Source organism: Corallococcus sp. AB030 (assembly GCF_003668965.1).
Lineage (GTDB): Bacteria > Myxococcota > Myxococcia > Myxococcales > Myxococcaceae > Corallococcus > Corallococcus exiguus.
Map to the genome: position 1 here is coordinate 23142 of NZ_RAWQ01000042.1, position 23795 is coordinate 46936.

General features: G+C 69.3%; 17 protein-coding genes. 8 read left to right on the forward strand and 9 right to left on the reverse strand.

Annotated elements, in window-relative coordinates; translation table 11 throughout:
• Positions 1 to 24: 24 nt before the first annotated feature.
• Positions 25 to 513 (reverse strand): hypothetical protein, encoded by a 489-nt coding sequence (locus D7Y15_RS13365; protein ID WP_121752820.1) that lies wholly within the window; start codon positions 511 to 513, stop codon positions 25 to 27.
• A gap of 126 nt (positions 514 to 639) precedes the next feature.
• On the opposite strand from D7Y15_RS13365, the gene D7Y15_RS13370 reads away from it, so the two are divergent.
• The 7 genes from D7Y15_RS13370 to D7Y15_RS13400 all read left to right on the forward strand — a co-directional run bounded on the left by D7Y15_RS13370 (position 640) and on the right by D7Y15_RS13400 (position 11288).
• Entirely contained in the window at positions 640 to 2124 is a 1485-nt protein-coding gene (locus D7Y15_RS13370; protein WP_121752821.1) for an NAD(P)-binding domain-containing protein, read from the forward strand.
• Between the two features lie 93 nt (positions 2125 to 2217).
• Positions 2218 to 2412, forward strand: coding sequence for a class I lanthipeptide (locus D7Y15_RS13375; protein ID WP_120577331.1), 195 nt, complete (start codon positions 2218 to 2220; stop codon positions 2410 to 2412).
• A gap of 117 nt (positions 2413 to 2529) precedes the next feature.
• Positions 2530 to 5814, forward strand: a complete 3285-nt coding sequence (locus tag D7Y15_RS13380; RefSeq protein ID WP_233604937.1) for a lantibiotic dehydratase — start codon at positions 2530 to 2532, stop codon at positions 5812 to 5814.
• Positions 5811 to 7124, forward strand: coding sequence for a lanthionine synthetase C family protein (locus tag D7Y15_RS13385; protein ID WP_121752822.1), 1314 nt, complete (start codon positions 5811 to 5813; stop codon positions 7122 to 7124). The genes D7Y15_RS13380 and D7Y15_RS13385 overlap by 4 nt, the downstream gene beginning before the upstream one ends.
• Positions 7114 to 7668, forward strand: a complete 555-nt coding sequence (locus D7Y15_RS13390) for a hypothetical protein (protein WP_120577333.1) — start codon at positions 7114 to 7116, stop codon at positions 7666 to 7668. The genes D7Y15_RS13385 and D7Y15_RS13390 overlap by 11 nt, the downstream gene beginning before the upstream one ends.
• A 3-nt stretch (positions 7669 to 7671) precedes the next feature.
• On the forward strand, positions 7672 to 9861 hold the full coding sequence (locus D7Y15_RS13395) for a peptidase domain-containing ABC transporter (protein ID WP_121752823.1): 2190 nt from the start codon (positions 7672 to 7674) through the stop codon (positions 9859 to 9861).
• A gap of 134 nt (positions 9862 to 9995) precedes the next feature.
• Positions 9996 to 11288 carry an OprO/OprP family phosphate-selective porin gene (locus tag D7Y15_RS13400; protein ID WP_121752824.1) on the forward strand — a complete coding sequence of 431 codons (1293 nt, stop codon included), beginning with the start codon at positions 9996 to 9998 and terminating at the stop codon, positions 11286 to 11288.
• On the opposite strand, the gene D7Y15_RS45700 is transcribed toward D7Y15_RS13400, so the two are convergent.
• A complete protein-coding gene (locus D7Y15_RS45700; RefSeq protein WP_233596762.1) occupies positions 11285 to 12583 on the reverse strand; it encodes a hypothetical protein in 1299 nt (432 codons plus the stop codon). The genes D7Y15_RS13400 and D7Y15_RS45700 overlap by 4 nt on opposite strands.
• A gap of 197 nt (positions 12584 to 12780) precedes the next feature.
• On the opposite strand from D7Y15_RS45700, the gene D7Y15_RS13415 reads away from it, so the two are divergent.
• Positions 12781 to 13386, forward strand: coding sequence for a hypothetical protein (locus D7Y15_RS13415; RefSeq protein WP_120575759.1), 606 nt, complete (start codon positions 12781 to 12783; stop codon positions 13384 to 13386).
• A 48-nt stretch (positions 13387 to 13434) separates the two neighbouring features.
• On the opposite strand, the gene D7Y15_RS13420 is transcribed toward D7Y15_RS13415, so the two are convergent.
• From D7Y15_RS13420 to D7Y15_RS13450, 7 genes are all read right to left on the reverse strand, one after another.
• The gene (locus tag D7Y15_RS13420; protein WP_121752825.1) at positions 13435 to 15876 is read right to left on the reverse strand and encodes an Ig-like domain-containing protein; all 2442 of its coding nucleotides are present in this window, start codon (positions 15874 to 15876) and stop codon (positions 13435 to 13437) included.
• Between the two features lie 206 nt (positions 15877 to 16082).
• Complete coding sequence (locus D7Y15_RS13425) at positions 16083 to 16331, reverse strand: hypothetical protein (protein WP_120575761.1); 249 nt, start codon at positions 16329 to 16331, stop codon at positions 16083 to 16085.
• Between the two features lie 33 nt (positions 16332 to 16364).
• On the reverse strand, positions 16365 to 17510 hold the full coding sequence (locus D7Y15_RS13430; RefSeq protein WP_120575762.1) for a glycosyltransferase family 4 protein: 1146 nt from the start codon (positions 17508 to 17510) through the stop codon (positions 16365 to 16367).
• A 454-nt stretch (positions 17511 to 17964) separates the two neighbouring features.
• Positions 17965 to 18435 (reverse strand): NUDIX hydrolase, encoded by a 471-nt coding sequence (locus D7Y15_RS13435; RefSeq protein ID WP_120575763.1) that lies wholly within the window; start codon positions 18433 to 18435, stop codon positions 17965 to 17967.
• A complete protein-coding gene (locus D7Y15_RS13440; RefSeq protein ID WP_120575764.1) occupies positions 18432 to 19952 on the reverse strand; it encodes a DUF2380 domain-containing protein in 1521 nt (506 codons plus the stop codon). The genes D7Y15_RS13435 and D7Y15_RS13440 overlap by 4 nt, the downstream gene beginning before the upstream one ends.
• Before the next feature lie 211 nt (positions 19953 to 20163).
• The gene (locus D7Y15_RS13445; protein WP_121752826.1) at positions 20164 to 21507 is read right to left on the reverse strand and encodes a sigma-54 dependent transcriptional regulator; all 1344 of its coding nucleotides are present in this window, start codon (positions 21505 to 21507) and stop codon (positions 20164 to 20166) included.
• Positions 21504 to 23636, reverse strand: a complete 2133-nt coding sequence (locus tag D7Y15_RS13450; RefSeq protein WP_121752827.1) for an ATP-binding protein — start codon at positions 23634 to 23636, stop codon at positions 21504 to 21506. Before D7Y15_RS13450 ends, D7Y15_RS13445 begins: the two co-directional genes overlap by 4 nt.
• Positions 23637 to 23795 lie beyond the last annotated feature (159 nt).

The window sequence follows — 23795 nt, forward strand, 5'->3', positions numbered from 1 at the left end:
AATGAGAAGGGAGCCCGCGCCCATTCAGCCCCTGAAGAGGGGCCGGAACAGCGTGGACTCGCGCAGGGAGGCGGCCAGCGCGGCGATGTCGTCCGACTGGCCGTCCACCTCCTCGGCGTCGAAGGTCTCCTTCAGGCGGTCCATCACCTCCGCGTGGCCGCGGGAATGGTAGTGCCCGTGGATGCTGCTGCCCTGGAGCACCTGGAAGGCGCCACAGAAGCCGTGCTGGTGGATGTCGGTGGTGCCGTCCACCCAGTAGTACAGGTCGATGAGCAGGCGGGCGTCGGAGAACACCGTCAGCGCGGGCTGGCCGAAGCCCGGACGCGTGGTGAGCTGCTTTGGGAAGTCACGCGTCCCGTAGAGCCACTCCAGGGGCTCCAGCGTCTTGAACGCCTGATGCGGGGCCAGCTCCCGCAGGACCTCGGCCGCGATGTCGGGAAAGGCCTCCTCGCTGTGCTGGACCTTCAGCCACCGCTCCTGGAGGAGCCTCCCCATGTCCTGGAAGCTGCGCATGCGCTTTCCCCGCTCACCGGCGTGTCCGCATCCCATACGAAATGAGGCGGAAATCCTGGCTCGATTCCTTTCAAAAAAGCCCTCATCGCGCTTGGGCATCCGAACCGTGTATAGGCTGGCGCGCGCATGACCATCCTCACGACGAAGCTGTGTGTCATTGGCGGCGGCCCCACCGCGGTGGCTGCCCTCTTCGAGGCCCGGGCACGTGGCATCCCCGCCCTGGCCCTGGAGTCCGGCGCCACCCCGCTGGCATCGCTGCATGACCACATCGAGGGCCTCGTCTACCTGTCGCCCGCCTCGCATTGGGAGGTGGGCGGCCTGCCGCTGGACTGCCGCGACGCGCTGGAGTGCGAGCGCGAGGACGTGCTGCACTACTACGCGCGCGTCATCCAGATGGGGCGCCTGGACATCCGCTGCCGCCACCGCTGCGTGGGCCTGCGCCCTGATTCGGACGGCGTGGCCGTGGAGGTGGAGACGCCAGAGGGCCGCATCGAGGTGCGCGCCGAAGAGGTGCTCGTCACCGCCTGGTATGAGCGGCGACCCCTGCCTCCAGACTCAGTGGAGCCCGGCTCCCGCGTGGTGGTGCGGGAGGGGCTGCGCTCCGCGGCGGAGGTGGCCGGCCGGCGCGTGGCCGTGCTGGGCGGTGGCATCTCCGGCTTCGAGCAGGCCGGGGCGCTGATGATGGCGGGCCAGCCGGTGACGCTCCTGATGCGCGGCGCGCCACGGGGCATGCACCGGTTGCCGCACTTCGCGCGGTTGGTGGAGGCCACGGGCTCGCGGCTGGTGCCGAACGCCAGCGCGGTGCGCGTCACCCGCGACGGCGTCACGTACCACGAGGGCGGCGAGGCGCGTCATCTGCCGTGCGACGTGCTGGTGGCCGCATGCGGCGCGCGCCTGTCCCCGCACGTGCTGGAGCTGCTCACGCGCGCGGGAGTGCTGACGGGGGACGAAGTGCGAGGGCTGAGGGAGTCCGTCAGCCTGGAGGAGGCGAAGCAGGCGCACCCGGATTGGACCGCGGCGGAGCAGGAGCGCCTGGCGGTGGAGTCCCGGCCGGACCTGTGGCCGCTCGTCTTCGAGGGTCGCCGCCGCGTGCGGCTCGCCGGGGGGCCCCTGCACGTGGGGGCCTCCAACGCGGGGGTGATGGTGTCCATCGCCACCGCCGTGTTCGCGGTGCGCGCGATGGCGGGCGCGCGGGTGCCCCCGTGCATGGCGCCGCCGCTGGCGCGGGCTCTGCTCAACCTGGAGGCCCTCCTCCAGGTGCTGCGCGAGGAGGTGCCGCCCGCGCGCGTGGAATCGCTGCGCCCGCTGGCGGTGGGCTCCTGGAGCCGCGCGTGGGTGCACCCACATCTCCTGGAGCGCCCCACGGCGCAGAGCGTGGAACGCACCACCGGCCTGGATCCGACCCGCTTCCTGCTGCCCCCCGGGCTCGGCGCCAGCGACATGGAGCGGGAACTGCTCGGGCTCGCGGATGGCACCACCAGCATTGCTGAGATTGCCGACGCCAACGAGATGACGGACCCCGCGGAGCGCGCAAAGCTTGTCGCCACCTTCCGCAATCTGTGGTCGCGCAACGTGCTCACGTGGCTGCCTCCGCAGGACGCGGAACGCTGATAAGTGATTGGGGCAACGACCAGGAATTCCAGGTGGCTTCGTAATTCGTTTCGACCGCGCAATTCCGTGCGGCCTTACATCGAGAGACGAATCATGAAGAAGCCCACCAAGAAGCTGACGCTGTCGAAGGACACCCTGCGCGCGCTGAACGAGACCGAGATGAAGCAGGTTGCCGGTGGCGCCCCGACCTCCGTCGTCGCCTGCACTGGCACGGATCCGACCGAGGCCACCGTCTGCTACACGAACGCGCTCTGCCAGACGGGTGAGTTCTTCGGCTGCTGTTTCTGATGCGTGCGCCATGCGCTCGGAGGTGAGGTCCGCTTCCGAGCCATGGTGAGCGATTGCCCCGGGCCGGTGCTCGCCGGCCCGGGGCGTTTCCCGCACCTGGTTCCGAGGTCCGCCGCGATGTCCCAGCTCCGCCGCCGCGCTCCCGAGGGGCAGCGCCCGCCTCCCGCCGAATTCCTGATGGAACCGGCGGACTTCTTCGTCCTGCGCACTCCGCTCCTGCCCTTCGACGCAATGGAGCACTGGAACTCGCGGCTCACCGCGCCGCACGCCACCGAATCGCTCGCGAAGGCGCTGGACGCGGATCGCGCGCTGTTGCGCACGAGGCTGCGCGCGTACGTGGAGCGGCCGGAGGTGCGTGAGGCCCTCTTCGTCGCGTCGCCTTCGCTGGAGGAGGAGCTGCCGCTCTGGTTCCAGGCGCCGGACAGCGAGTACGGCCTCAAGGTGGAGCAGGCCCTGGTGCGCTACTTCCTGCGCATGGCGGGGCGCTGCACACCCTTCGGCCTCTTCGCGTCGTGCTCCGTGGGGCACCTGGGAGCGCGCACGCACCTGGCGGTGGCGGACGTGCGCGAGTGCCAGCGCGACACCCGTCTGGACATGGACTACCTCACGCGACTGGTGGAGGCGCTGGTGCGCCACCCGGCCCTGCGCGAGGTGCTCCGCTACCGCCCCAATGGCAGCCTGTACCGCGCGGCCGGGCGGCTTCGCTACGTGGAGACGCGGCACGTGGGCGCGGCGCGCCGGCACCACCTGTCCTCGGTGCGGCCGGATGCGTACCTGGAAGCGGTGCTGGAGCACGCGCGCGCAGGGGCCCGGCCGGAGCAGTTGGTGCGGACGTTGGTCGCGCTGGACGCGGAGGTGGATGCACAGGAGGCCGCCGGGTACGTGCGCACGCTCGTGGACAACGACCTGCTGGTGCCGGAGCTGGCCGTGCCCGTCACCGGGCCGGAGCCGCTCCCGTACCTGGTGGCGCGGCTGCGCGCGCTGGCGCATGAGGCAGGTCCCGGCGAGGCCGCGCAGGTGGCGCTGGAGGCGGCCACATGTCTGGAGGACGTCGGAGATCAGCTGGCGAGACTGGATGCGGAGGGTCCCGGCCGGTCGAAAGAGGCCTACCTCTCCATCGCCACTCGGCTCGAAGCGCTTCCCGTGAAGGTGGAGCTCCCGCGCCTCTTCCAGGTGGACCTCTACCGTCCGGCGCCCGGCGCCACGTTGGGACCGGAGGTGCTGGCGGAGGTGACGCGCGCGGTGGAACTCGTCCGGCGCATGGGGCCCCAGGCGGGCCGCTCGCCGCTGAGCGCGTTCTGCGAGGCCTTCACGCGCCGCTACGAGGGCCGCGAGGTGCCGCTGCTGGAGGCGCTCGACGAGGAGTCTGGCGTGGGCTTCCAGGTGTCCAACGCTCCCGCCGCGGATGGGGCGCCGCTGTTGCGCGGGCTGGCCTTCCCCTCCTCGACGGATGCGGGAGGGACGTTTGGTGCGCGCGAGCTGCACCTGATGCGTCGGCTGACCGCCAGCCCGGGCGCCCGCGTGCTGACGCTGGGCGAAGAGGACCTGAAAGCGCTGTCCTCGGAGAAGCCCGTGCCGCCGCCAGACGCGATCTCCGTGGGCTTCAGCGTGTTGGCCGCATCGGACGAGTCCTTCGCGAGCGGGGACTTCTCGCTGGTGCTGCGCGGCGCGGCAGGACCCTCTGGCGCCAACACCCTGGGCCGCTTCTGTCATGGGGACCCGGCGCTGCGCGACGCGGTGGAGCGGCACCTGCGAGCCGAGGAGGCGCTCCGCCCGGACGCCGTCTTCGCGGAGGTGGTGCACCTGCCGGAGGGACGCATTGGCAACGTGCTGCTGCGGCCCCAGTTGCGCGGGCACGAGATTCCCTTCCTGGGGGCCTCTGGCGCGCCCGACGCGCAGCAGCTCCCGGTGGAGGACCTGCGGGTGTCGGTGGTGGATGGGCGCGTGGTGTTGCGCTCGAAGCGGCTGGGCCGCGAGGTGCTGCCGCGACTCACGACCGCGCACAACTTCGCCCGAGGCCTGGGCGTCTACCGCTTCCTGGGCATGCTCCAGCATGAGGGGCGCGCGGTGGGCCTGTCGTGGAACTGGGGCGTGCTGGAGGGCCTGGACTTCCTGCCGCGGGTGGTGTCCGGCCGGGTGGTGCTGTCGCTGGCGAGGTGGCGGCTGGGGCCGGACGTGCTGAAGCCGCTGGGCGCGGCGCGCGGCGTGGAGTGCTTCCGGGCCGTGCAAGCGCTTCGCGAGCGGCTGGGCCTGCCGCGCCACGTGGCCTTGGTGAATGGCGACAACGTGCTGCCGTTGGACCTGGACAACGTCCTGTGCGTGGAGACGCTCGCGTCGCTGGTGAAGGACAGCGCCCGCGCCGTGCTGCGCGAGCAGCTCGTCGGGCCGGACTCGCTGTGCACTCACGGTCCGGAGGGGAGATTCGTCCATGAGCTGTTCCTCCCCATGGTGCGGCGCCAGGAGCCCACGGCTTCCGTGCCTGCCCCGCGCAGTGGTCCATCCGCCGGTGTCCCCCGGCACTTCGCGCCGGGCTCGGAGTGGCTCTACGCGAAGCTGTACGCGGGCACCGCTGGCGCGGATGACGTGCTGTGCGACGCGGTGACGCCGTTGGTGGAGCAGCTCGTCCACGAGGGCGTGGTGGACCGCTGGTTCTTCATCCGCTTCGAGGATCCAGACTGGCACGTGCGCCTGCGGCTGCACGGGGATCCGGCCCGCCTTCATCGCGACGCACTGCCGGCGCTCTCCGCCGCGGTGGCACCGCTGGCGCGGGCCGGTGTGGTGTGGAAGGTGCAACTCGACACGTACGAGCGAGAGCTGGAGCGCTACGGCGGTCCGGAGGGCATGGCCCTGGCCGAGGAGTTGTTCCACGCGGACAGCGAGGCGGTGCTGAAGCTGATGGCACTGTGGGATGGGGACGCGGGCGCGGAGGCCCGGTGGCAGCTCACCCTGCGGGGCATGGATCTGCTGCTGGAGGACCTGGGCCTGGATGCGCGCGCGAAGCTGACGGTGGCCGAGCGTTCCCGCGACTTCTTCGGGCGGGAGTTCCGCATGGACACGGCCTTCACGCACCAGCTCGGTGCCCGCTACCGGCAGGCCCGCGCCGCATTGGAGGCGGCCTGGACTCCGGACGCGGAAAGAAGCCCGCTGCTCAGTGAGGGGCTCGCCGTGCTGCGCGAGCGCTCGGAGCGGCTTGTCCCCGTGCGGCGGCGCCTGGAGGTGGCCTCGCGCGAGGGCCGGCTCGGCGTGTCCCTGCCCACGGTTGCCGGCATCCACCTGCACATGCACGCCAACCGGATGCTGCGCTCCGCGGCGCGCGCGCAGGAGCTGGTGCTCTACGACTTCCTCGCCAGGACCTACCAATCCCAGCTCGCGCGCGCCCGCGCGCAGGAGCCACGCCCATGATGGCCCATTCCATCCGTCCCAATCAGGAGGCTCCCCGGTGGCGGCCGCTGCTCACCGGAACTCTGGCGGACCAGGCCGCGGAGACGGTGCGTGCCATCACCACCGAGCTGCACAAGCCCTTCACTCACAAGGGCATGCGCATCGCGGAGCGCTTGTCGAGTCAGGCGCTGCTGCACGGCTACCTGGCGCGCGTGTGGCCCGGAGGGGATGACCCGGAGCACGCGGCGCGCTTCCTGGACGGTGCGCTGGAGGAGGTGGGGCGCCAGTGGATGCGTCCGGCGCTGCACGGCGGCTTCGTCCAGGTGTCGTGGGTGATGCAGCACCTGGGCGCGCACCTGCTGCCGGATCAGCTGGGCGCGGAGGAAGATCCGCTGGAGGAAGTGGAAGCGGCGCTGGAGGACGCCCTGGGCGTCGAGCATTGGGTGCAGCACTACGATCTCATCGCCGGGCTGGTGGGGCTGGGCGTCTTCGCGCTGGAGCGGCTTCCGGGGGCCCGGGCGCGCCGGTGCCTGGAGCGCGTCGTCCACCACCTGCTGGCCGTGTCGGAGTTGGGGCCGCAGGGACGGGCGTGGCGGACCCCTCCGGAGCTCATCCCCACGACCACCCGCAAGAAGCAGCAGGATGGCGGCTACAACCTGGGCGTGGCCCACGGCAACCCGGGCGTGGTGGGCCTGCTGGCGGCCGCGTGGGCGCACGACGTCGACCGGGCGCGGGTGGGGCCCGCGCTGGAGGAGGCTGTGCGGTGGCTGCTCGCGCAGCGGCAGCCCGCGAGTTCGCTGTCCGCCTTCGCCTACTACGCGGACAACGAGGTGCGGCGCTCCCAGGTGTCGCGAGGGGCGTGGTGCTACGGGGACCCGGGTGTGGCCGCGACGCTGCTGATGGCCGCGCGCGCGGTGGGCAACGCGGAGTGGGAGCGGGTGGCGGTGGAGACGGGCCTGCGCGCGGTGCGCCGGCCCGAGGAGACGCGCGAGGTGATGGACGGCGGGCTGTGCCACGGCGAGGCGGGGCTGGCGCACCTGTTCCACCGCATGTACCGGCTGACGGGGGAGGAGGCCTTCGGCCGCGAAGCGCGCGAGTGCTTCGCGCGGCTCGTGGCGCGGCGCGTGCCCGGCGAAGGCGTCGGTGGCTACGCGGCGTGGTTCCCTCGCGAAATCTACACGGACCGGGTGGAGGACAACGCCAGCTTCCTGACGGGCTCGGTGGGCATCGCGCTCGCGCTGCTGGCGGCCATCAGCGACGAGGAGCCGGCGTGGGACCGGATGCTGCTCGCGTCCTTCCGCACGCCGCTGGAGTCGCGACATGGCCGATGAGGAAGGGAACACGCCCTTCAGGCGCGAGGCCCTGGAGCGCCATGCGCGCGGGCCCGCCGCGGAGCCGGTGCGGCTGGAGCACCCGAGCTGGGTGCGCTGGCTGCCGCTGCCGTTGGAGGTCGCGATCGCGCTCCTGGGTCTCTTCGCGACGCGCGTGCCGGTGGCCCGCGTGGTGAGCGTCCCAGGGGTGGTGGAGGTGTTGTCCCTGGGCTCGCCCACTGCTCCATCGCCCGGGAGCGACATGCGGACGCGGCTGTTCTTCACCGTGCCCGAACAGCACCAGGGCACGCTGAGTCCGGGGCTGCGAGTGCGCGCACGGACGGCGCAAGGCATGCGCGACTACGAGGTGGAGTGGGTGGATACGGGGACGCGAGTGCCAGAGGCGTTGAGCGGGAGGCTGGCGCCGGGCGTGCTCGTCCGTGCGCACGACGTTTCGTCGGCGGGCGGCGACGTGCCGGGCACCCCGAACACGGTCGAAGTGCAGGTGGGCACGGAGTCGCTGGCGGCCGCGCTGTGGGCGCAGGCTCGCGGCGGGCGGAGGTGAGGCATGGGCACGTGGCGTGAGCTGAAGCGGCGGTGGCGCCGGGTGCCGCTCCTCCAGCAGTTCACCGCGGCGGACTGCGGCCCCACGTGCCTGGCCATGGTGCTGGCGTACCACGGCGCCCCGGCGCGGCCGGCGGAGGTGCGCGAGGCGGTGGGGGCGGGGCGCGGAGGCGCGCACGCGCTGGCGCTGGTGGAGGCAGCGAAGCGCTTCGGCCTTGATGCGCGGGGCGTGAGCCTGGGCATGGACGAGGTTCCCGTGCTGGACCGCGGCTCCATCCTCCACTGGGAGTTCAACCACTACGTCGTCTTCGACGGGCTGTGGCGGGGTGGGGTGGACGTGGTGGATCCGGCCCTGGGACGGCGGCGGCTGTCCTGGGACGAGTTCCGCGACGCCTTCACCGGCGTGGCCCTGCTGTTCGAGCCCACGTCCGCGCTCCGGGGAGGCCACACGCGGCCGGCCCTGCTGCGCCGCCTGCCAGCCCTGCTGCGCGGGCACGCAGGCACCTGGACGCGCATCTTCGCGGTGTCGCTGGTGCTGCAGGTGCTGTCCCTGATGCTGCCCTTCTTCATGGGCATGGGGGTGGATCGGGTGGTGCCACGGCAGGACACGAGCCTGTTGGCGGCGCTGGGGGTGGGCGTGGGGCTGGTGCTGGTGTGCCACGTCCTGGCCACGTCGCTGCGCTCGGCCCTGCTGGTGCGGCTGCGCGTGGAGCTGGACGTGGGCATGGCGGGCCAGCTGGTGCGGCACCTGCTGTCGCTGCCGTATGCCTTCCTCCAGCAGCGCTCGTCGGGCGACCTGATGATGCGCATCAACAGCCTGGCCATCATCCGCGAGGCGTTGGGCGCGGCCACGCTGGCGGTGATGCTGGACGGGCTGCTCATCCTCTCCTCGGTGGGGATGCTGGCGGGCCTGAGCCGGCCGCTGCTCCTGGCGGTGGGGGCCGTGGCGGCGGCGCAGGTGCTGGTGCTGCTCTTGACGCGGCGGCGGCGCGAGGAGTTGCTGGCCAGCGAGATGCACGCGCAGGCGAAGTCCCAGGACTTCACGGTGGAGATGCTGTCCGGTCTGGAGGTCCTGAAATCCTCCGGCGCGCAGGGACAGGCGGTGGGGCACTGGGAGGAGCTCTACACGCGGCAGCTCAATGCCTCCTCGCGCAAGCGCTACTACCAGGGTGTGGTGGAAGCGCTGGCGGCGGGACTCCAGGTGGGCGCGCCGTCGGTGTTGTTGGGCACGGGGCTGTGGCAGGTGCTGCGCGGCGAGCTGACGCTGGGGGCGATGCTGACGGCGCAGGCGCTGGCGCTGGGAGCGCTGGCCCCCCTGGCCTCCCTGGTCGCGGTGGGCGGGCAGGTGCAGCTCGCTGGCGGCTACCTGGAGCGCATCGACGACCTGCTGGAGACGGCCCCGGAGCAGGACGCACGAAAGGTGCGGCCCGCGCCGAAGCTGGCCGGTGGCATCACCGTGGAGGGCGTCCGTTTCCGCTACGGAACGCTGGAGTCACCGTCCCTGCAGGACGTGTCGCTGAGGATTGCACCGGGGCAATGGGCGGCCATTGTCGGCCCCTCCGGCGGAGGCAAGTCCACGCTGGCGCGCGTGCTCCTGGGTTTGTACCGGCCGGAGGCGGGGCGGGTGCTCTTCGACGGGATGGACCTGACGGAGCTGGAGAGCGACTCGGTGCGCCAGCAACTGGGCATCGTGGTGCAGGACACGCGGCTGTTCAACGCGTCGGTGCGCAGCAACATCGCCTTCGCGGATCCGTCCATCCCGCTGGCGGCCGTGGTGGACGCGGCGACGCGCGCGGGCATCCACGAGGACATCCTCGCGCTGCCGCTGGGCTACGACACGCCCCTGGGAGATCAGGGGTCCAGCTTTTCCGGCGGACAGCGGCAGCGGCTGGCCCTGGCGCGCGCGCTGGTGCGTCGGCCCTCGGTGCTGCTCCTGGACGAGGCGACGAGCGCGCTGGACGCCGTCACCGAGCGGCGCGTGCAGCAGGCGCTGCAATCCCTCTCATGCACCCGCGTCACCATCGCCCACCGGCTGAGCACCGTGGCCGGCGCGGACATCCTCTTCGTCATCGAGAAGGGCCGCATCGTGGAGCAGGGCACGCACGCGGAGTTGCTCGCGCGCGGCGGGGCCTACTCGCGGCTCGTGGAGGCCCAACTCGAGCTGCCCTCACGCTCCAGGGCCCGCGCGGGCTGACCGCTGCACGGTCTGTCCACGGGCCTGGCTCAACAGCGGCGAAAAGGCCGCTTGACAGCATCACTTTCACGCGGGGAGGGTGCGTGCCCGGCGCCCCCTCCCGTCCCTGGCGCCCCTCGCCTGAAAGGTCCCGCGTGTCCGCCTTCTCCGCCGCCCACCTCGCCACCCTGGGGTTGCTGTTGCTCGCCGCGCCCCCGGCCCGCGCCCAGGCGACCGAGCCCGAAAAGGCCCCGGAGCCCCCCAGCGTCCAGCTCTCCGAGGAGGGCTACATCTTCTCCACCGCCGACAAGGCCTTCGTGCTGAAGATCCGCGGACAGCTCCAGGGGGACGGCCGCTTCTATGTGGCGGACTCGGACCGGAGCGCCAACAACACGTTCCTCATCCGGCGCCTGCGCCCCTTCCTGGACGGGACGCTGTTCGGCTTCGTGGACTTCCGGCTCATGCCGGACTTCGGCGTCAATCAGCCGCTCATCCAGGACGCGTATATCGACCTGCGCCCCGTCGAGTGGCTGCGCCTGCGCGCCGGCCGCTTCAAGACGCCCTTCGGGCTGGAGTTGCTCCAGGCCAACACGGACGTCCCCTTCATCGAACGCTCGCTCACCTTCGACCTGGTCCCCATCCGCGACGCTGGCCTGCAACTATACGGCGACATCGCAGGAGGGCGCCTCTCGTATGCGTTCGCGGTGGTCAACGGCGATCCCGACGGTGCCAGCATCGACGTCAACACCGACGACAGCTTCGACCTGGTGGCCCGCGTCTTCGCCCAGCCCTTCAAGGGCGATACGGACTCCGCGCTCCAGGGCCTGGGCCTGGGCGTCGCCGTCTCCCGGGGCCTCCAGTTCGGCACGCCCTCCACCAACACCTCCACGACCGTCCTGGTGCCGCAGCGCAGCACCGGCCAGGAGATCATCTTCAGCTTCCTGAACAACGGAACCACTGGACCGACCGTCGTCGCGGACGGAGAGCACGTGCGTCTGTCGCCCCAGGGCTACTTCTACTGGGGCCCGGTGGGGCTCCTGGCGGAGTACGTCCTGTCGTCACAAGAGGTGAGCGTCGGTGACCAGCGCGCGCGCCTGCGCCACCACGCGTGGCAGGCGTATGCGTCGTATGTGCTGGGCGGGGACGCGTCGTTCACGGGCCCCAAGCCCCACCAGCCCTTCAACCCCAAGACAGGCAAGGGCGGCGCGCTGGAGATCTCCGTGCGCTATCAGGGCCTGGACATGGACGACGACGCGTTCCCCATCTTCGCGGACCCCACCCGCTCCGTGAGCCAGGCCCGGGGCTTCGGCGTCGCCACCCGCTTCGCCTTCAACCGGCGAGTGAGCTTCGCGTTGAACTACCACCACACGACCTACGTGGGCGGGGCGCTGGAAGGTGACAGGGAAGCCGAGAACGTCGTGATGTCCCGGTTCCAGGTCGCGTTCTAGGCCTCGTGCAGGTTCCGCTCCGCGATGCGAACGAGCTGGGTGACGCGCTTGTGGAGCCACAGGCCGAAGGGCTGCACGCGCTCGCGCTTCATGGGCCTGGGCAGCTTCTCCATGCCTTCGTCGAACGGGATGATGGCCAGCTCGCCCGTGGCGGACCCCACGCGGGGGTCGAACGCGAAGGACCTGGAGGTGTGCCACCCGCCGTGGAACACAACGAGGTCCTCCAGGTCCGTGTTGCCAGTGGCTTCGACGAGGTCATCCATCGCGTAGAGGTCCTCCGCCACCTCCAGGCAGCTCCAGCCACCGCCGGTGACATTGCCGCATAGGAACAGGGGCAGATCCTGGTCGGCGCTGCTGCCGACAATCCAGGTGATGGAGCCATACACGCGCAGGAAGTAATCCCAACTGGACTCACGCTTCTTCGGCTTGCCTGGCTTCGCCGTCCTCCAACGACCGATGCGCGCCTTGTGCATGCGCTTGAAGAAGGACACATGCTCCTCGGCCGTGGCGATGCGCTTCTTCTCCTTCTCCGCGTCGAGTTGCTCCGCGACGAAGTGACCCGTGGGAAAACGCTCGTGCAGGTCCTTCAGCAGCGCGATGGCCACGTCGACAGCCTCGAAGGCGTCCTGGGGCTTCGGGAAGGAGGGCCCCTTGGGCAGGGGCGCACGCTTGGGCGCGCCGGGGGCGGGCTTGGGCTCCTGATTGGAGAACCTGGCTTCGGTGAGCTCGATGTTGTGGAGCACGAAGCCCGCCTTCTCCTTGGCACGAACGCGCTGCTCGGCCCGGGCAAGGGCGGCTTCACGGCTCGCGAGGGTCGTCTGCTCCGAGGAGTCCTCGAAGACATGCTCGCCGTCCACGCAGACCTCCCAGTACTTGTCCGGAGCCCGGTGATACTGGCGGCGCGTCACGAACTTCTTCGTCGCGTTCCACGGCGCGCCGTCCTTGAAGCCCAGCTTGCGGTAGCGCGCCAGCAGGGCTTCGACGCGGAAGGTCTCGATGCGGGAGACGAGGTGCGCGCCGTTCAGCGTCCCGCGGCAGACGAGCGACTGCGCGCCACGCACCTCGACATCGACGTGAAGCAGGGTGCTGAGCCGGTACAGGGTGTGCCGTCGCTCGACGGGCGCGAGCCCCTTGAAGACGTTCGGGTCCCCCTTGTCGAGCGTACGCTCGCTCCAGACGCGCAGGGCGCCGCCCTTGTTGTAGAGCCAGACCTCGTCCTTCGTGTCGAGCTGGGGATCCGAGTACCAGATGGGCTCCCCATCGTTGAGCTGCTGCAGCCGCTTCCAATCAGGCATGGGGCCTTGTCTCACGCGCGCTCGAGACGCGTAAACCCGAAGGTGGAGCAGGTGGTAGCGGCTCAGTGTCTGGAGATCGGAGAGGAAGTGAGCCCCGAGGCCACCTTCGCAGTCATCCGGAACGCCGTGAATCCATTCTCTCAAAGACATGCTAGACTGGCTTAAGCAGTATCCGCGCAACCCGGACCCAGGAGGCGATGATGCAGCGCTTGAACCCGTGGACGGTCGTCTGTGCAGTCGGTCTGTTGATGGGATGTGGAGGAGAGCCCGAAGACGCGCTGACGCAGGCTCCCGAGGGGCAGGAGGACGGGCTCGTTTCGCAGACCATCCTCCGGCAGCTCCCGGATGGGACGCTGTCCCAGGAGACGAAGTTCATCACCCGGGAGGAGCAGCGGGCCCAGGTCGCGGCCCGCGAGGCGCTTTTCCAGCGCCGTGGCGATGGCGTCACCCAGCAGGACCTGGATGATCTGGTCGTGGATGGTGGGTGTGCTGGCTCCAGCCTCTGGCTCTTCGACCAGACGTCGCGTCAGGGCAATCAGCTCTGTCTTTACAAGCAGGTGGGGGCCTATCAAGGCTGGCTGAACCTGGGAACGATCATCCGGCGCTTTGACGGCACCCGCATACTGACGTGGGCGGGGGCTGTCCGCAGCCTCTATTCGGGCAGCCACCCGGGCAGTCTGCTGTATTGCACCGCCAACCTCTGCTACGGCAACCCTCACGAGAACTTCAATGCTTATCAGCCGCTGAACACCATTATCGGCTCCGGAGCGCAGCTGAACTGGGCCTATTTGTACGACCCTTGAGCAGGGATGCCGCGTTCGAGAGGGGGCTCCCGCGGGAGCCCCCAAGCCTCAGGGTTCGAGCTGCGGTTGCAGCGTCCAGGTGAAGGTGGAGTCCGCGTAGGGGAACGTCCCGGACAGCTCGCCATTGGGCTTCGCGAGCTGCGGTGAACCCGTGTCCGTCAAGAGGATGTTCCCGGGGGCATCCTTCTCCGGACCCCGGCAGTCCGGGCCACCGCTGACGGCGAGATCCACGATGCGTCCATCACCAATCGCTGACGTGTACGAGCGCGAGGCGTGCGACAGCCAGTCCTGGGTGTCGGGATCCGGCGACTTCAACTCGTTGAAGGGGTTCATCAACATCACCCCTCCATTCGCGACCATCGCGTACTTCGTGGGCCCGTGCGTGTACCGGCAGCCTCCGGAGTTGTAGTCGACGTCGAGCGTGAAGTCGCCGCTGACCGGCATGATCATGAAGGCCCCCAGCCGCTTCGTGTGCGGAAGGTTCGGATGGTCGTAGTCCGAGGTCGCGAAGGCTCCCAGCACCTGGAACTCCACGTTCGCGTCCAGGATATGTCCCCGGCCCGACCAGCCTGCTCCCTGCAGGACCGCCTTCGTGGTGCCCTTGTACTTCCAGCAGCCCACGTTGCTGCGCTTGAGGTAGGGCGTCTTCGCCGCCTTCAGGCTCCCGCCGCCTCCGGGCTCGAACTTCGCGTTGCTGGTGATGATGATCAGGTCCTGTGCCCGCTGCGACTTCATGTCACGGCAGAGGCCCACGTACTCGTAATCGCTCCAGTCCTCCTCGTGCCACGTCCCGCTCGCGTCGTTCCAGAGCGCGAGCACCTTCACCGGATCCTTCGACTCGGTGATGTTCTTGAACCACCCGTTGTGGAAGAGCAGGGAGCGCGTGTTCGGGTCGCTGAACGTGAAGTGCTCGTAGTGGTTGGACAGGTTCTTCAGCTCGTCGTGGAGCTCTTCCTTGTGCTCGGGCGCGCCGGCCAGGTCGCCCTTGATCGCGTGGAACTTCACCTTCTCCGTGAGCTGGTCCCACTTCGCGAAGGACTCCGCCTTGGCGTCGATGGGCGCCTGGTTCCAGAGCACCTTCGCGAAATCCGGCCAGGTCTTCTCCAGCTTGCCGGGGACGGAGGAGTCCACCGCGGTGAGGCTGGAGGTCTCCGTGGTCAGCTTCTCCAGCGCCGCCACCACGACGTTCGGGCCGTGCTTCTTCGCCAGGAATTGGAAGAACAGGTAGGCGCCGTAGTCGCGTGCCGCCAGCGGGCCCGCCGCCGGCGACTTGCAGTGGCCCGGGGAGCGGTCCTCCAGGGACAGGTCAGGGCTGCTCATGAAGCAATCGGCGTAGTCGTGCTCGAGCTGCGGCGCTTGTCCATACACCTGGTCGATGGCCCAGTTCGCGGTCGCGTCGCGGATCCATCCGTAGCTGTTCTGCGGGCCCTTCGTCTTGTAGGACCATTGGATGGCGTGCATCAGCTCGTGTGCCGCCGCACCCTTGAGCTCGTCATCGCCAAGCCCATCCCACAGCAGGATGTAGGTGGCGGCCTGCGTGTTGTCCAAGCCTTCCGGGAGGGTCAATCCCCGGCCGTTCATGTTGCGGGACAGGTAAAGATCGAGCTGGGCGCTTCCTCCGTTGCAGCTGTAGGCCCCGTCGGTGAGGGGCTCCTTGAGGCCCAGCGCCATCAGCTTCGGCCAGATCTCATTCTCGATCGCGTTATCGAGCAGGGCGGCCTGCTCGCGCTGACCCGCGATGGCGAACTCGAACCAGACCTTCACCTTCGCGTAGGACGGCGAAATGGAGTACCACCCGTCGGAGCTGGGCTTGCAGGAGGGCCGCTTCATGCTGCTCAGCCGGGCGTCGGGCAGGGGCGTGTTGAGCCAGCTCCCCGGGTCATCCGGGCGCAGCATGTACATCCCGAGCGCGTCCTGCATCGGCGCGGAGAGGTCATCGAAGCGCGCGTGAAGCTCCTCGAGCGGGGTGACGTCGAAGGCCGGCTCGACGCGGGCCTTGTACTGGAGGGGCAGCCGGGGATCGCTGAACGCGGCGTACACCCGGTAGGCCAGCAGCTCTTCGTCGTTGATGAGGCCTGCCTCATGCGCGGACGCCAGGACCTCGTCGCTGGACGGACGGGACGCGTCGTCCGGCATCACGATCACCGTCAGGGTCGTGCTCACCGACCCCACCTTGGCCGTGATGACCGAGCCGCCCGGCGCCACGCCTGTCACCCGGCCGCCGGCCACCGTGGCGTACGCGGGCAGCTGGGAGGACCAGGTCACCTGGAAGTTCTGGAGCGCGTGGCCGCTGTCGTCGAGCGCCTGGGCGGCCAGGGTCAGCGATTCGCCCACCAGGAGCGTCGCCCCGTTCGGCGAGAGGGTGAGCGCCGCGACCTTGTCGCTGTCGTCGTCCTCCCCAGGCTTCGGATCGGGTTCGGTGGAACCGCAGGCGAGGACGAACGTGAGCAGGCACAACGCGAGCCGACGGGCTCCATGAAACACAGGCATTTCCAGGCCTCGAAGTGTCGAGCCGCGGAGTGCGGACTACAACAAGTCTTTATCGCCATGACCCCAGGCGAAGTTTCTTCAGGGCATGGATTGACGTCTGTCGTTGCCTGGGAGGCCACAGTTGCCTGACAGGCAACAACGGGCGTTGCGGGGTTGGCGGTTGCGGCACGCTCGTCGTCCACATCCGCAGCGGCTCCGCGGAGGGCCTAACAGGAGGTGCGGATGTCGTAGATGCTCGAAATCTGCCCCCAGTGGATCCAGTCCCCGCAGTCGCACCCGCGCTCGCCAATGACCCAGTTGTTGGCGTCGTAGTAGGTCCTGACGTTGGTCGGGCTGGTGGCGCAGTCCGGGAGCGGCGCCTCCTGCGAGGTCAGGTTCGGCTCCTCCTCCTGCTCCATGGGACCGCCACAGCCCACAGCCATCGCCAGCAGACCGCCAATCAGGAACGTGCGCATGCGTCCTCCGTGAAGGTTGCCGCGCAATCATACTCAGATGCGTCTGTCGTTGGAATGCTCGGCGTCTGATTCTGGTGTCGCTGTCGAGGAGCGTGCCTGGTTGTAATGAATTGCAGGGGGCGTGGACAGTTCCTCGGCGAGCGCCGCCAGCACGCGGGCGCCGGTCCGGTCCGTGAAGCGCTCCCGGGCAAAGCGCAGGGCCTCGGTGGCCAGCCGTTGTCGCTCCTCGGGGTCGTCCAGGATGGAGCGCAGGGTGCGTCGCCACTCCTCCACGTCCCCCATCTCGACGAACCAGCCATTCGCTCCGTGGCGGATGTAGTCCTCGGTCCCGATGCACCGCGTGGCCACCACGGGAACGCCCAGCGCCATGGCCTGGATCAAGGTCATCTGTCCGCTCGCCGTCTCTCGGTTGTTGACGGGGATGGCCACCAGCTCCGCCTCCGCGATGATCCGCAGGTAGTCCTGCTGGGGGATGCTGGTGAGGACCTTGACGTTCGGAGGCACGGGCCCGGGTGGGAGCGCATGCGGGTGCGCGACGATGACGAGCTGCATGGACAGGCCTTCGACGGCCCGCAGGAGGGTGCCGTAGTCGCGGCCCGACGAGCCCAGCGCGGCGATGTAGCGCGGTGCCAGCCCGAAGTCCTCACGCGCTCCGCGGAAGTCCTCCGCCTTCAGCTCCGCGCCGGTCAGGTGCGTGAACTGGAAGCGGGACTTCGGCAGGGCGAAGACGCGCGCATAGACCGAGCGCTCGTGCCGCGTGTAGACGAGGCACCGGTCCACGCCCCGGTACGCGAGCCGCGACAGCCACTTGCGGAGCCCCCGGTACTCATGGCCGCAGTTGAAGTACCAGATGACGTGCGGGGTGCGCACGAAGGTCAGCAGGTTCACCAGCCCCACGGTGAAACCCACCTGTGGGAAGGCCGTGACGATGAGATCCTGGGGATGCCGGGCCAGCTCCCGCCGGGCCTTCAGCGCCAGGCGGAAGAACTGCCACCACTTCTTCCAGGGCGTGCGCTTCCGGGTCGAGTCGACAGCCTCCTCCAGGCCCACGTAGGAGCACTCGAAGCGCTCTGGCGGGAGGAACGCGCCCAGCCACCGCCGGTCCTCGCGGAGAAACCAGGCAACGAAGAGGACCCGCACCTTCGCCGGGTCCTTCGTGCCGTCCTGGAAGTGATTCATTCGGTGCGCCCCGGGCTGGATTTCACCGGAGGCAAGAGCACGAACCGCGCCGCCGCCACGAGCACGAAGCCGGGGCGCGAGCGTGTCTCGGCTGTCTCAAGTTGAGATGAAAAGCGTCTCGAAAACGGAAGCGCGGACGCCGGGCGGCCTCTTCCTCATGCCTCTGGACGGCATTGTGCCGCAAGGCGATGGGGCGGGACCGCGGTGCCGTCGAGGGTTTATCCTCAGGGCCGTTCAAGACATGGTTCGAGTCCGGTCAAGGAGCACATTGCGTATGCCGAGCATCGCTGAGCAGGTGATCCGTGACGCGCTTCGAGTTGGACGAGTTGATCCGCCGCCAGGGTCTCTCAGTGGCGAAGTCCGCTCCAAGCCAGACACATTGATGAGGACGGGACCTGAACCCGTTGGCCAACGGCGGCTCCTTCACTGTGACTCGAAGGGCCGCTGCTTCCGGTCAGGCTTCCTCGTCGGGGAGGAGCGTCCGGAGAAGCTCGTCGTCGGGGCCGAGTGGACGCCAGCCAGCAGGGGGCGGATTGGCGAGGAGCGACGTCCTGCATTGGCGTGCGCGCTCCTTATGCGTGTCTGGGGTATAGGCAATCCAGGGGCCAACCGCCTTGGCAACCTTGAATCGGTTGTCGTCATCCAACACGGCCGGCCAACCATCAGGGATGCTCCCCCACAGCTCGCGCACAAGTTGTCCCCGCACCAAGCGGGTCACTTGCTTACTTCGCACCGCTTCAGCCACCAATCCATCGTACACCTGAATTCCGGCAACGTCGTCCGGACCCAGCTCCTCGGCCAGCGCCACCAACGATGCGGTGGGCCGGGCCTCGGCAAAAGCCGTGACTGAGTCGTAGCCCCGCTCGCGGACGCGCTCATACAAGCGGGCCTTCCAGTTCTCCCGCCATGAACGTCCGTCGGTCATCGGCTCCTCCCTTTCGTGAACGTGATTGGGACTCTGTAGACCTTCATACGCTCGACGACGATGTCCAGGACCTGATTCCGCGTCAACCTCCGGCCCGCCGTGATCTCAGCTTCGTGCAGAGCCTCCATGATCAGCCGATTCCACTCGCCGGGCCATGTGCGTCCCAGCTTCCAGTTCCCCCCACCGTGAATGGCTTCGTGGTGGGCCTGCTCCATCCGGACGCAAAATTGGTCGATGTCCATGTCGCCCTTGAAGCCGCGCTGCTCGAACCATCCGCGGTGCTCTTGCGGCAGCACATGGTGCTTGGGCGCATCCGACATGCCCGCTCCCGTCCTGCCCGTCACCTGCATGCCGCGAACCTCCGGGCTGTCCCCCAGCGCATCGCGCACGCCCTTGGGCAAGTCCTGGTGCGCCTGGGCCATCGTGACCTGTCCGCCCTGGATGAGGACGGCCGCGCCGGCGGCAGGCACGGAGATGACGCCCGCCTGCACGAGCCTTCGCATCATCTCCACCCACTCGGCGGAGACCACCAGCCGCGAGCCCACCATGACGCCTCCCGAGCTCATTACGAGGCCCACGCCCAGCGTCACAGGGGCCGAGGGCGGCACGCGTGGCATGGCCATCTTCATCGTGGAGATCATCGTGACCATCTCCACCGCCTGCATGGCCGCGATGACCCGCCCGCCCAACTTCATGGTCTCGCGGGTCTCCCGTTGGAACGTGTCGAATTCACGCGTCAGCTTCCCCATCAGTTCCGGCATCGCGGTGGTCGCTGCCTCCACCCGCTCCGGGTCCAGTGAGGCGAGGTCCGTCAGCGTGGGCTCCATCAACCCCTGCACGCGATGAAGGTCCACGAAGAGCTTCTCGGCGCTGCACATGGGGCAGTTTCTGAGAATGGCGTCCGCGAGGTGGAGGAAGTCCACCCAGGTGGCCAGCAGGAGCGTCCCGAACTGAGCCGCCTGGAGTTTTGATCCCGTCATGCGAAGCAGGCCCAGCTCCATGTCCGTGTCGCCAACTTCCGAGGCCGCTTCCGTCAACGTGGTGGCGCTCCCAAGCGCGCCATGAAGCCACGTCACCTGCTTGGATCCCTGGTCGAGGTAGCGCGTGAAGACGCCAGTGAGGCTGAAGCCCCAGAGGTCCGGAGGGCGGGCCGCCAGCCTGGTGAACGCGGCCTCGACGCTGCGCAAGGAGCCCTTCACGTCTTTCGTCGCGTCGAGGACTGCCTGCCGCGTCAATGCATTGCTCCGGCTCCCGCCCCTGACAGCGCTGTCTCCCACGGTGGTCACGTCGTCACGCGGCTGCTGGCGGCGCAGGAGCCGTTGCTCGGGCCCGGAGAGGACGCTGGGGAGAGCGTTCCAGGCGCGCGGGAGGTCATCGTTCGGAGCCTCCACCCACGCGGGCGAGGAGTCCTCTCTCGGCGCATGGCTCAAGCTTCGGCGGCGCTCATACGCTTGTGGCATAGAGGCGCATCCCGAGGCCATCAGCACCAGGGCCAGCAAGAGGGCATCAGCGCGCATTTGAAGTTGCCCCGGTTTCGTGGAGTCTCTCCCTCCACCATCTCCACGGTTCCGCACGCTCACTCAGCGTGAGCCCCCTCCTCTTTGCTACTTTCATGCTGACAACCTCTCAACCGGGACGAACTCAGGGTTTTACACTCACCGGTTGAATGTGCCGGGCCTTTAGTGGCGAGGAGTACGGAACTTGAACCCGTACCCTCTTTCGTGACCGTCAGCCTCCCTTGTGCTGCCAGCCCTTGAGCTTCGCGTAGAGCGAGCTGCGGGAGATGCCCAGCTTCGTCGCCGCGCGCTCCACGTGGCCGCCCTCGCGCGCCAGCACGCGCTCGATGTGGCGGTGCTCCAGCTCCTCCAGCGTGAGGTCCTCACCCAGCGGCTCCTCCGTAGGGAGCAGGGACTCGAAGCGCAGGGCGCTGCGCGACAGTCGCGACGTGCCGGACAGGAGCACCGCGCGCTCCAGCACGTTGCGCAGCTCGCGGATGTTGCCCGGCCAGCTGTAGGCCATGAGGGCTCGCTCCGCGTCGGGCTCCAGCTCCACCTGGCCGCTGCCGCGGTGCGCGCCCATCTCCGCCAGGAAGTGGCTCGCGAGCACCGGCACGTCCTCCGCGCGCTCACGCAGTGGCGGCACGTGGAGGATGAGCGTGCTGATGCGGAAGTACAGGTCGCTTCGGAAGCGCTTCTCTCGCGCGGCCAGCTGCAGGTCCTGGTGCGTGGCGGCCACGAGCCTCACGTCCACGCGCCGGTCCTTCACGTCGCCCAGGCGCCGGAAGCGCTTCTCCTCCAGCACCTTGAGCAGCTTGGGCTGGACGGCCACGTCCATGTCGCCCACTTCATCCAGGAACAGCGTGCCCCGGTCCGCCACCTCCAGCAGGCCCGGCTTCGCGGCCACCGCGCTGGTGAAGGCGCCCTTTTCGTGGCCGAACAACTCCGAGTCCAGCAGGTCCTTGGACAGCGCCGCGCAGTTCAGGTCCACGAAGGGGGACTCCTTGCGCGGCCCGCCTTCATGCAGCCAGCGCGCGAGCACGCTCTTGCCGCTGCCCGTCTCGCCCGTGACGAGCACCGGGCTGTCGCTCTCGCGCACGCGCTCCGCCTGGTCGCGCAGCGCGCGGATGGCGAGGCTGTTGCCCAGGAAGGGGTCCACCTGCGTGCGCACCGCGCGCGAGCGGTCCGCCAGGAGCCGCTGCCGCTCGCGGCGCTGGGCCACGAGCCGCTCCAGCACCACCTTGAGCACCGCCAGCTCCAGCGGCTTGGTGAGGAATTGTTCGGCGCCTTCCTTCACGGCCTGCACCGCCAATTCGATGGAGCCGTGCCCGGTCAGCACCACCAGGGGCACCGCCGCGTCCATCTCCTTGAGCCGGGGCAACAACTCCAGCGCCGTGCCGTCCGGCAGGCGGTAATCGATGACGGCCACGTCGGGCCGGTGTGAGCGGAAGCCCTCCTGGGCCTCGGCGACGCTGGTGGCTTCATCCACGTCGAAGCCATGCTGGGTGAGGTATCCCTTCATACCCAGACGGACGCCGGGCTCGTCGTCCACGAGCAGGATGCGGGTGCGGGTCATGACACCTGTGACTGCGGAGTTGGGCCGGTGTGAACGGCGGGGAAAAGGGCGGGCAGTAGGATGGTCACCTCCGCGCCTCCCTGGGGGTGATTGGACAGGCGAATGCGCCCCTGGTGCTCCTCCAGGATGCGCTGGACGATGGACAGACCCAACCCGGTCCCTCCTCGACGCTTGCTGAAGAAGGGCTCGAAGACGTGGGGCAGGTCCTCGCTCTTGAAACCGGGCCCTCCGTCGTGGACTGTGCAGCGCACCCAGGGGCGCCCCGCTTCCTCCACGGCTTCCGCCGTCACGTGAACGGTAGTGCCCTGGGGGGAGTGCTGCACGGCATTCTCCACCACGTTGCGGAAGACATGGAACAGGCGGCGCGCGTCCATGCGCACCGGGGGCAGCGCGTCGGACACCTCGCGCTCGAGCGTCACGGCCGCCTTGTCGCTCGTGAGCGTGCAGGCGGACAGGGCTTCGAAGACCACCGAGCCCACGGCGCCGTCCGTCCACTCGCCTCGCGTGGGGCGGCCGTACTCGAACAGCTCCTGGGTGAGGTGCGTGAGGCGGCGCACCTCGCCGCGCAGCACTTCCAGGTAGGGCTTCAACTCCGGCTGGGCGCCGTAGGTGGCCTCCACCGCGTCCACGACGGCGGAGATGGAGAAGAGGGGGTTGCGCACCTCGTGGGCCACGCCCGCGACGATGGCGCCCATGGCGGCCATCGTTTCACTGCGGCGCACGTGGGCCTGAAGCTCCAGCAGCCGGGTGACTTCGCTGGCCACCAGGATGATGCGGGGGGCCTCGCTGATCTTCTCGTCCACCCAGGCGGCTGACAGCTCCCAGGTGCGGTTGGACTCCGCGTCGTGCACCTCGCGGCGGGTCCTGCCGTGCGTCGCGCGCAGCTCCTCCACCAGCGGACCCGCGCTGGACCAGGGCGGCGCCTTGGCGGTCGCGCAGAGCGGCTGGCCGGAGGGGTCCGCCTCCTGGAAGAGCACGCGGGCCGCCTCATTGAGCCGGTGGATGATGCCGTCCGCGCTCAGCACCAGCAGCGGCGAGGACACCGCGTCGAAGGTGCGGCGCCACTCCGTCGCGGAGCGGCGGAAGCTGTCGTTCAACCGCTGGCGCAGTTCATCCGCGAGCCGCCGGTCGGTGACGTCCGTGACGACGCAGCCCAGGTGCACGCCACCCCGGGCATCCAGACCGGAGGCCGCGGCGCGGCTGCGCACCCAGCGCACGCGCCCGTCCGCGCAGATGATGCGGTGCTCGATCTCCACCTCCGTGCTCGGGGCCAGGGCCAGCGACTCGATGCACTCGCGGTAGCGCGTCCGGTCCTCCGGGTGGATCATCTCCGCCCACAGCGGCGAGGGCGTGCCTTCGGGGCCGCCGCCGGTGAAGGCGCTGGCCGGATAGCCGGTGGTGCGCTCCACGACAGGTGTGCAGTAGAAGTCCCGCAACACGCCGTCCCGCAGCTTCCCACCCCACAGGTAGTCCGGCAGCGATCGGGTGAGCACGTCCAGGCGCCCCTCGTGCTCCTGGAGGGATGCCTCCGCGCGCACCCGCTCGGTGACCTCCGTCAGGGACGCGATGACGCCCAGCACCGCGCCGCCGGAGCCGCGCACGCGCGAGTAGCTCCCGAACCAGAAGCGCGCCTCGCCGGGCGCGGCGGGCGTCTCCACCTGGAGGCCGAGGTCCTGCACGGGCGCGTCGGATTCCAGCGCCAGGGCGAGCCGGGGCGCGAGCATCGTGCCCAGCTCCGGCAGCACCTCCGAGACATGGCGGCCCAGGTGCGCCTCCACCGGCAGGCCGTTCATCGCGGCGAGCGCGGCATTGACGTGCACGTAGCGCAGGTCGCGGTCGTAGAACGCGAAGCCCACCGGTGTGATGTCCATCACCGCGTCGCGCAGCGCCCGCGCATCATCCGCCTTGTCGAGCAGCCGGGCGCAGTCACGCTCACTCCGGGCCACCGCGCGAAGAGCGGCCACCGCGCCCGCCACCGCCAGTCCGAAGGCGCTCGCCACCAGCAGGGCGATGCGGACACCCGCTGACTGGCTTTCGCTCCAGGCCGCGACCAGGCCCATGAGCACCGCACAGGCGGTGGCGATGGCGGCGATCCGGAGCGGTGTGGACGTCGAAGGGAGCGTGGACATGGCGCGCGGCGAACGCGCATCAGTCTATGGTTTCCTGCATCCTGAATGCATTGTTTGCGTTGCTTCCTGGAACCGTCCAACGCAGACGTTGGACGAAGGTCCAGGACGGGGTGCAAGCCATTCTCTTCAAGTGAACAAGAATGGACTGCCGGTATGTCA

Bases quoted from the DNA above. Each gene is read 5' to 3' on its own strand.
- D7Y15_RS13365 (WP_121752820.1), bottom strand. From the start codon at position 513: ATGCGCAGCTTCCAGGACATGGGGAGGCTCCTCCAGGAGCGGTGGCTG.
- D7Y15_RS13370 (WP_121752821.1), top strand. From the start codon at position 640: ATGACCATCCTCACGACGAAGCTGTGTGTCATTGGCGGCGGCCCCACC.
- D7Y15_RS13375 (WP_120577331.1), top strand. From the start codon at position 2,218: ATGAAGAAGCCCACCAAGAAGCTGACGCTGTCGAAGGACACCCTGCGC.
- D7Y15_RS13380 (WP_233604937.1), top strand. From the start codon at position 2,530: ATGTCCCAGCTCCGCCGCCGCGCTCCCGAGGGGCAGCGCCCGCCTCCC.
- D7Y15_RS13385 (WP_121752822.1), top strand. From the start codon at position 5,811: ATGATGGCCCATTCCATCCGTCCCAATCAGGAGGCTCCCCGGTGGCGG.
- D7Y15_RS13390 (WP_120577333.1), top strand. From the start codon at position 7,114: ATGGCCGATGAGGAAGGGAACACGCCCTTCAGGCGCGAGGCCCTGGAG.
- D7Y15_RS13395 (WP_121752823.1), top strand. From the start codon at position 7,672: ATGGGCACGTGGCGTGAGCTGAAGCGGCGGTGGCGCCGGGTGCCGCTC.
- D7Y15_RS45700 (WP_233596762.1), bottom strand. From the start codon at position 12,583: ATGCCTGATTGGAAGCGGCTGCAGCAGCTCAACGATGGGGAGCCCATC.
- D7Y15_RS13415 (WP_120575759.1), top strand. From the start codon at position 12,781: ATGATGCAGCGCTTGAACCCGTGGACGGTCGTCTGTGCAGTCGGTCTG.
- D7Y15_RS13420 (WP_121752825.1), bottom strand. From the start codon at position 15,876: ATGCCTGTGTTTCATGGAGCCCGTCGGCTCGCGTTGTGCCTGCTCACG.
- D7Y15_RS13425 (WP_120575761.1), bottom strand. From the start codon at position 16,331: ATGCGCACGTTCCTGATTGGCGGTCTGCTGGCGATGGCTGTGGGCTGT.
- D7Y15_RS13430 (WP_120575762.1), bottom strand. From the start codon at position 17,510: ATGAATCACTTCCAGGACGGCACGAAGGACCCGGCGAAGGTGCGGGTC.
- D7Y15_RS13435 (WP_120575763.1), bottom strand. From the start codon at position 18,435: ATGACCGACGGACGTTCATGGCGGGAGAACTGGAAGGCCCGCTTGTAT.
- D7Y15_RS13440 (WP_120575764.1), bottom strand. From the start codon at position 19,952: ATGCGCGCTGATGCCCTCTTGCTGGCCCTGGTGCTGATGGCCTCGGGA.
- D7Y15_RS13445 (WP_121752826.1), bottom strand. From the start codon at position 21,507: ATGACCCGCACCCGCATCCTGCTCGTGGACGACGAGCCCGGCGTCCGT.
- D7Y15_RS13450 (WP_121752827.1), bottom strand. From the start codon at position 23,636: ATGTCCACGCTCCCTTCGACGTCCACACCGCTCCGGATCGCCGCCATC.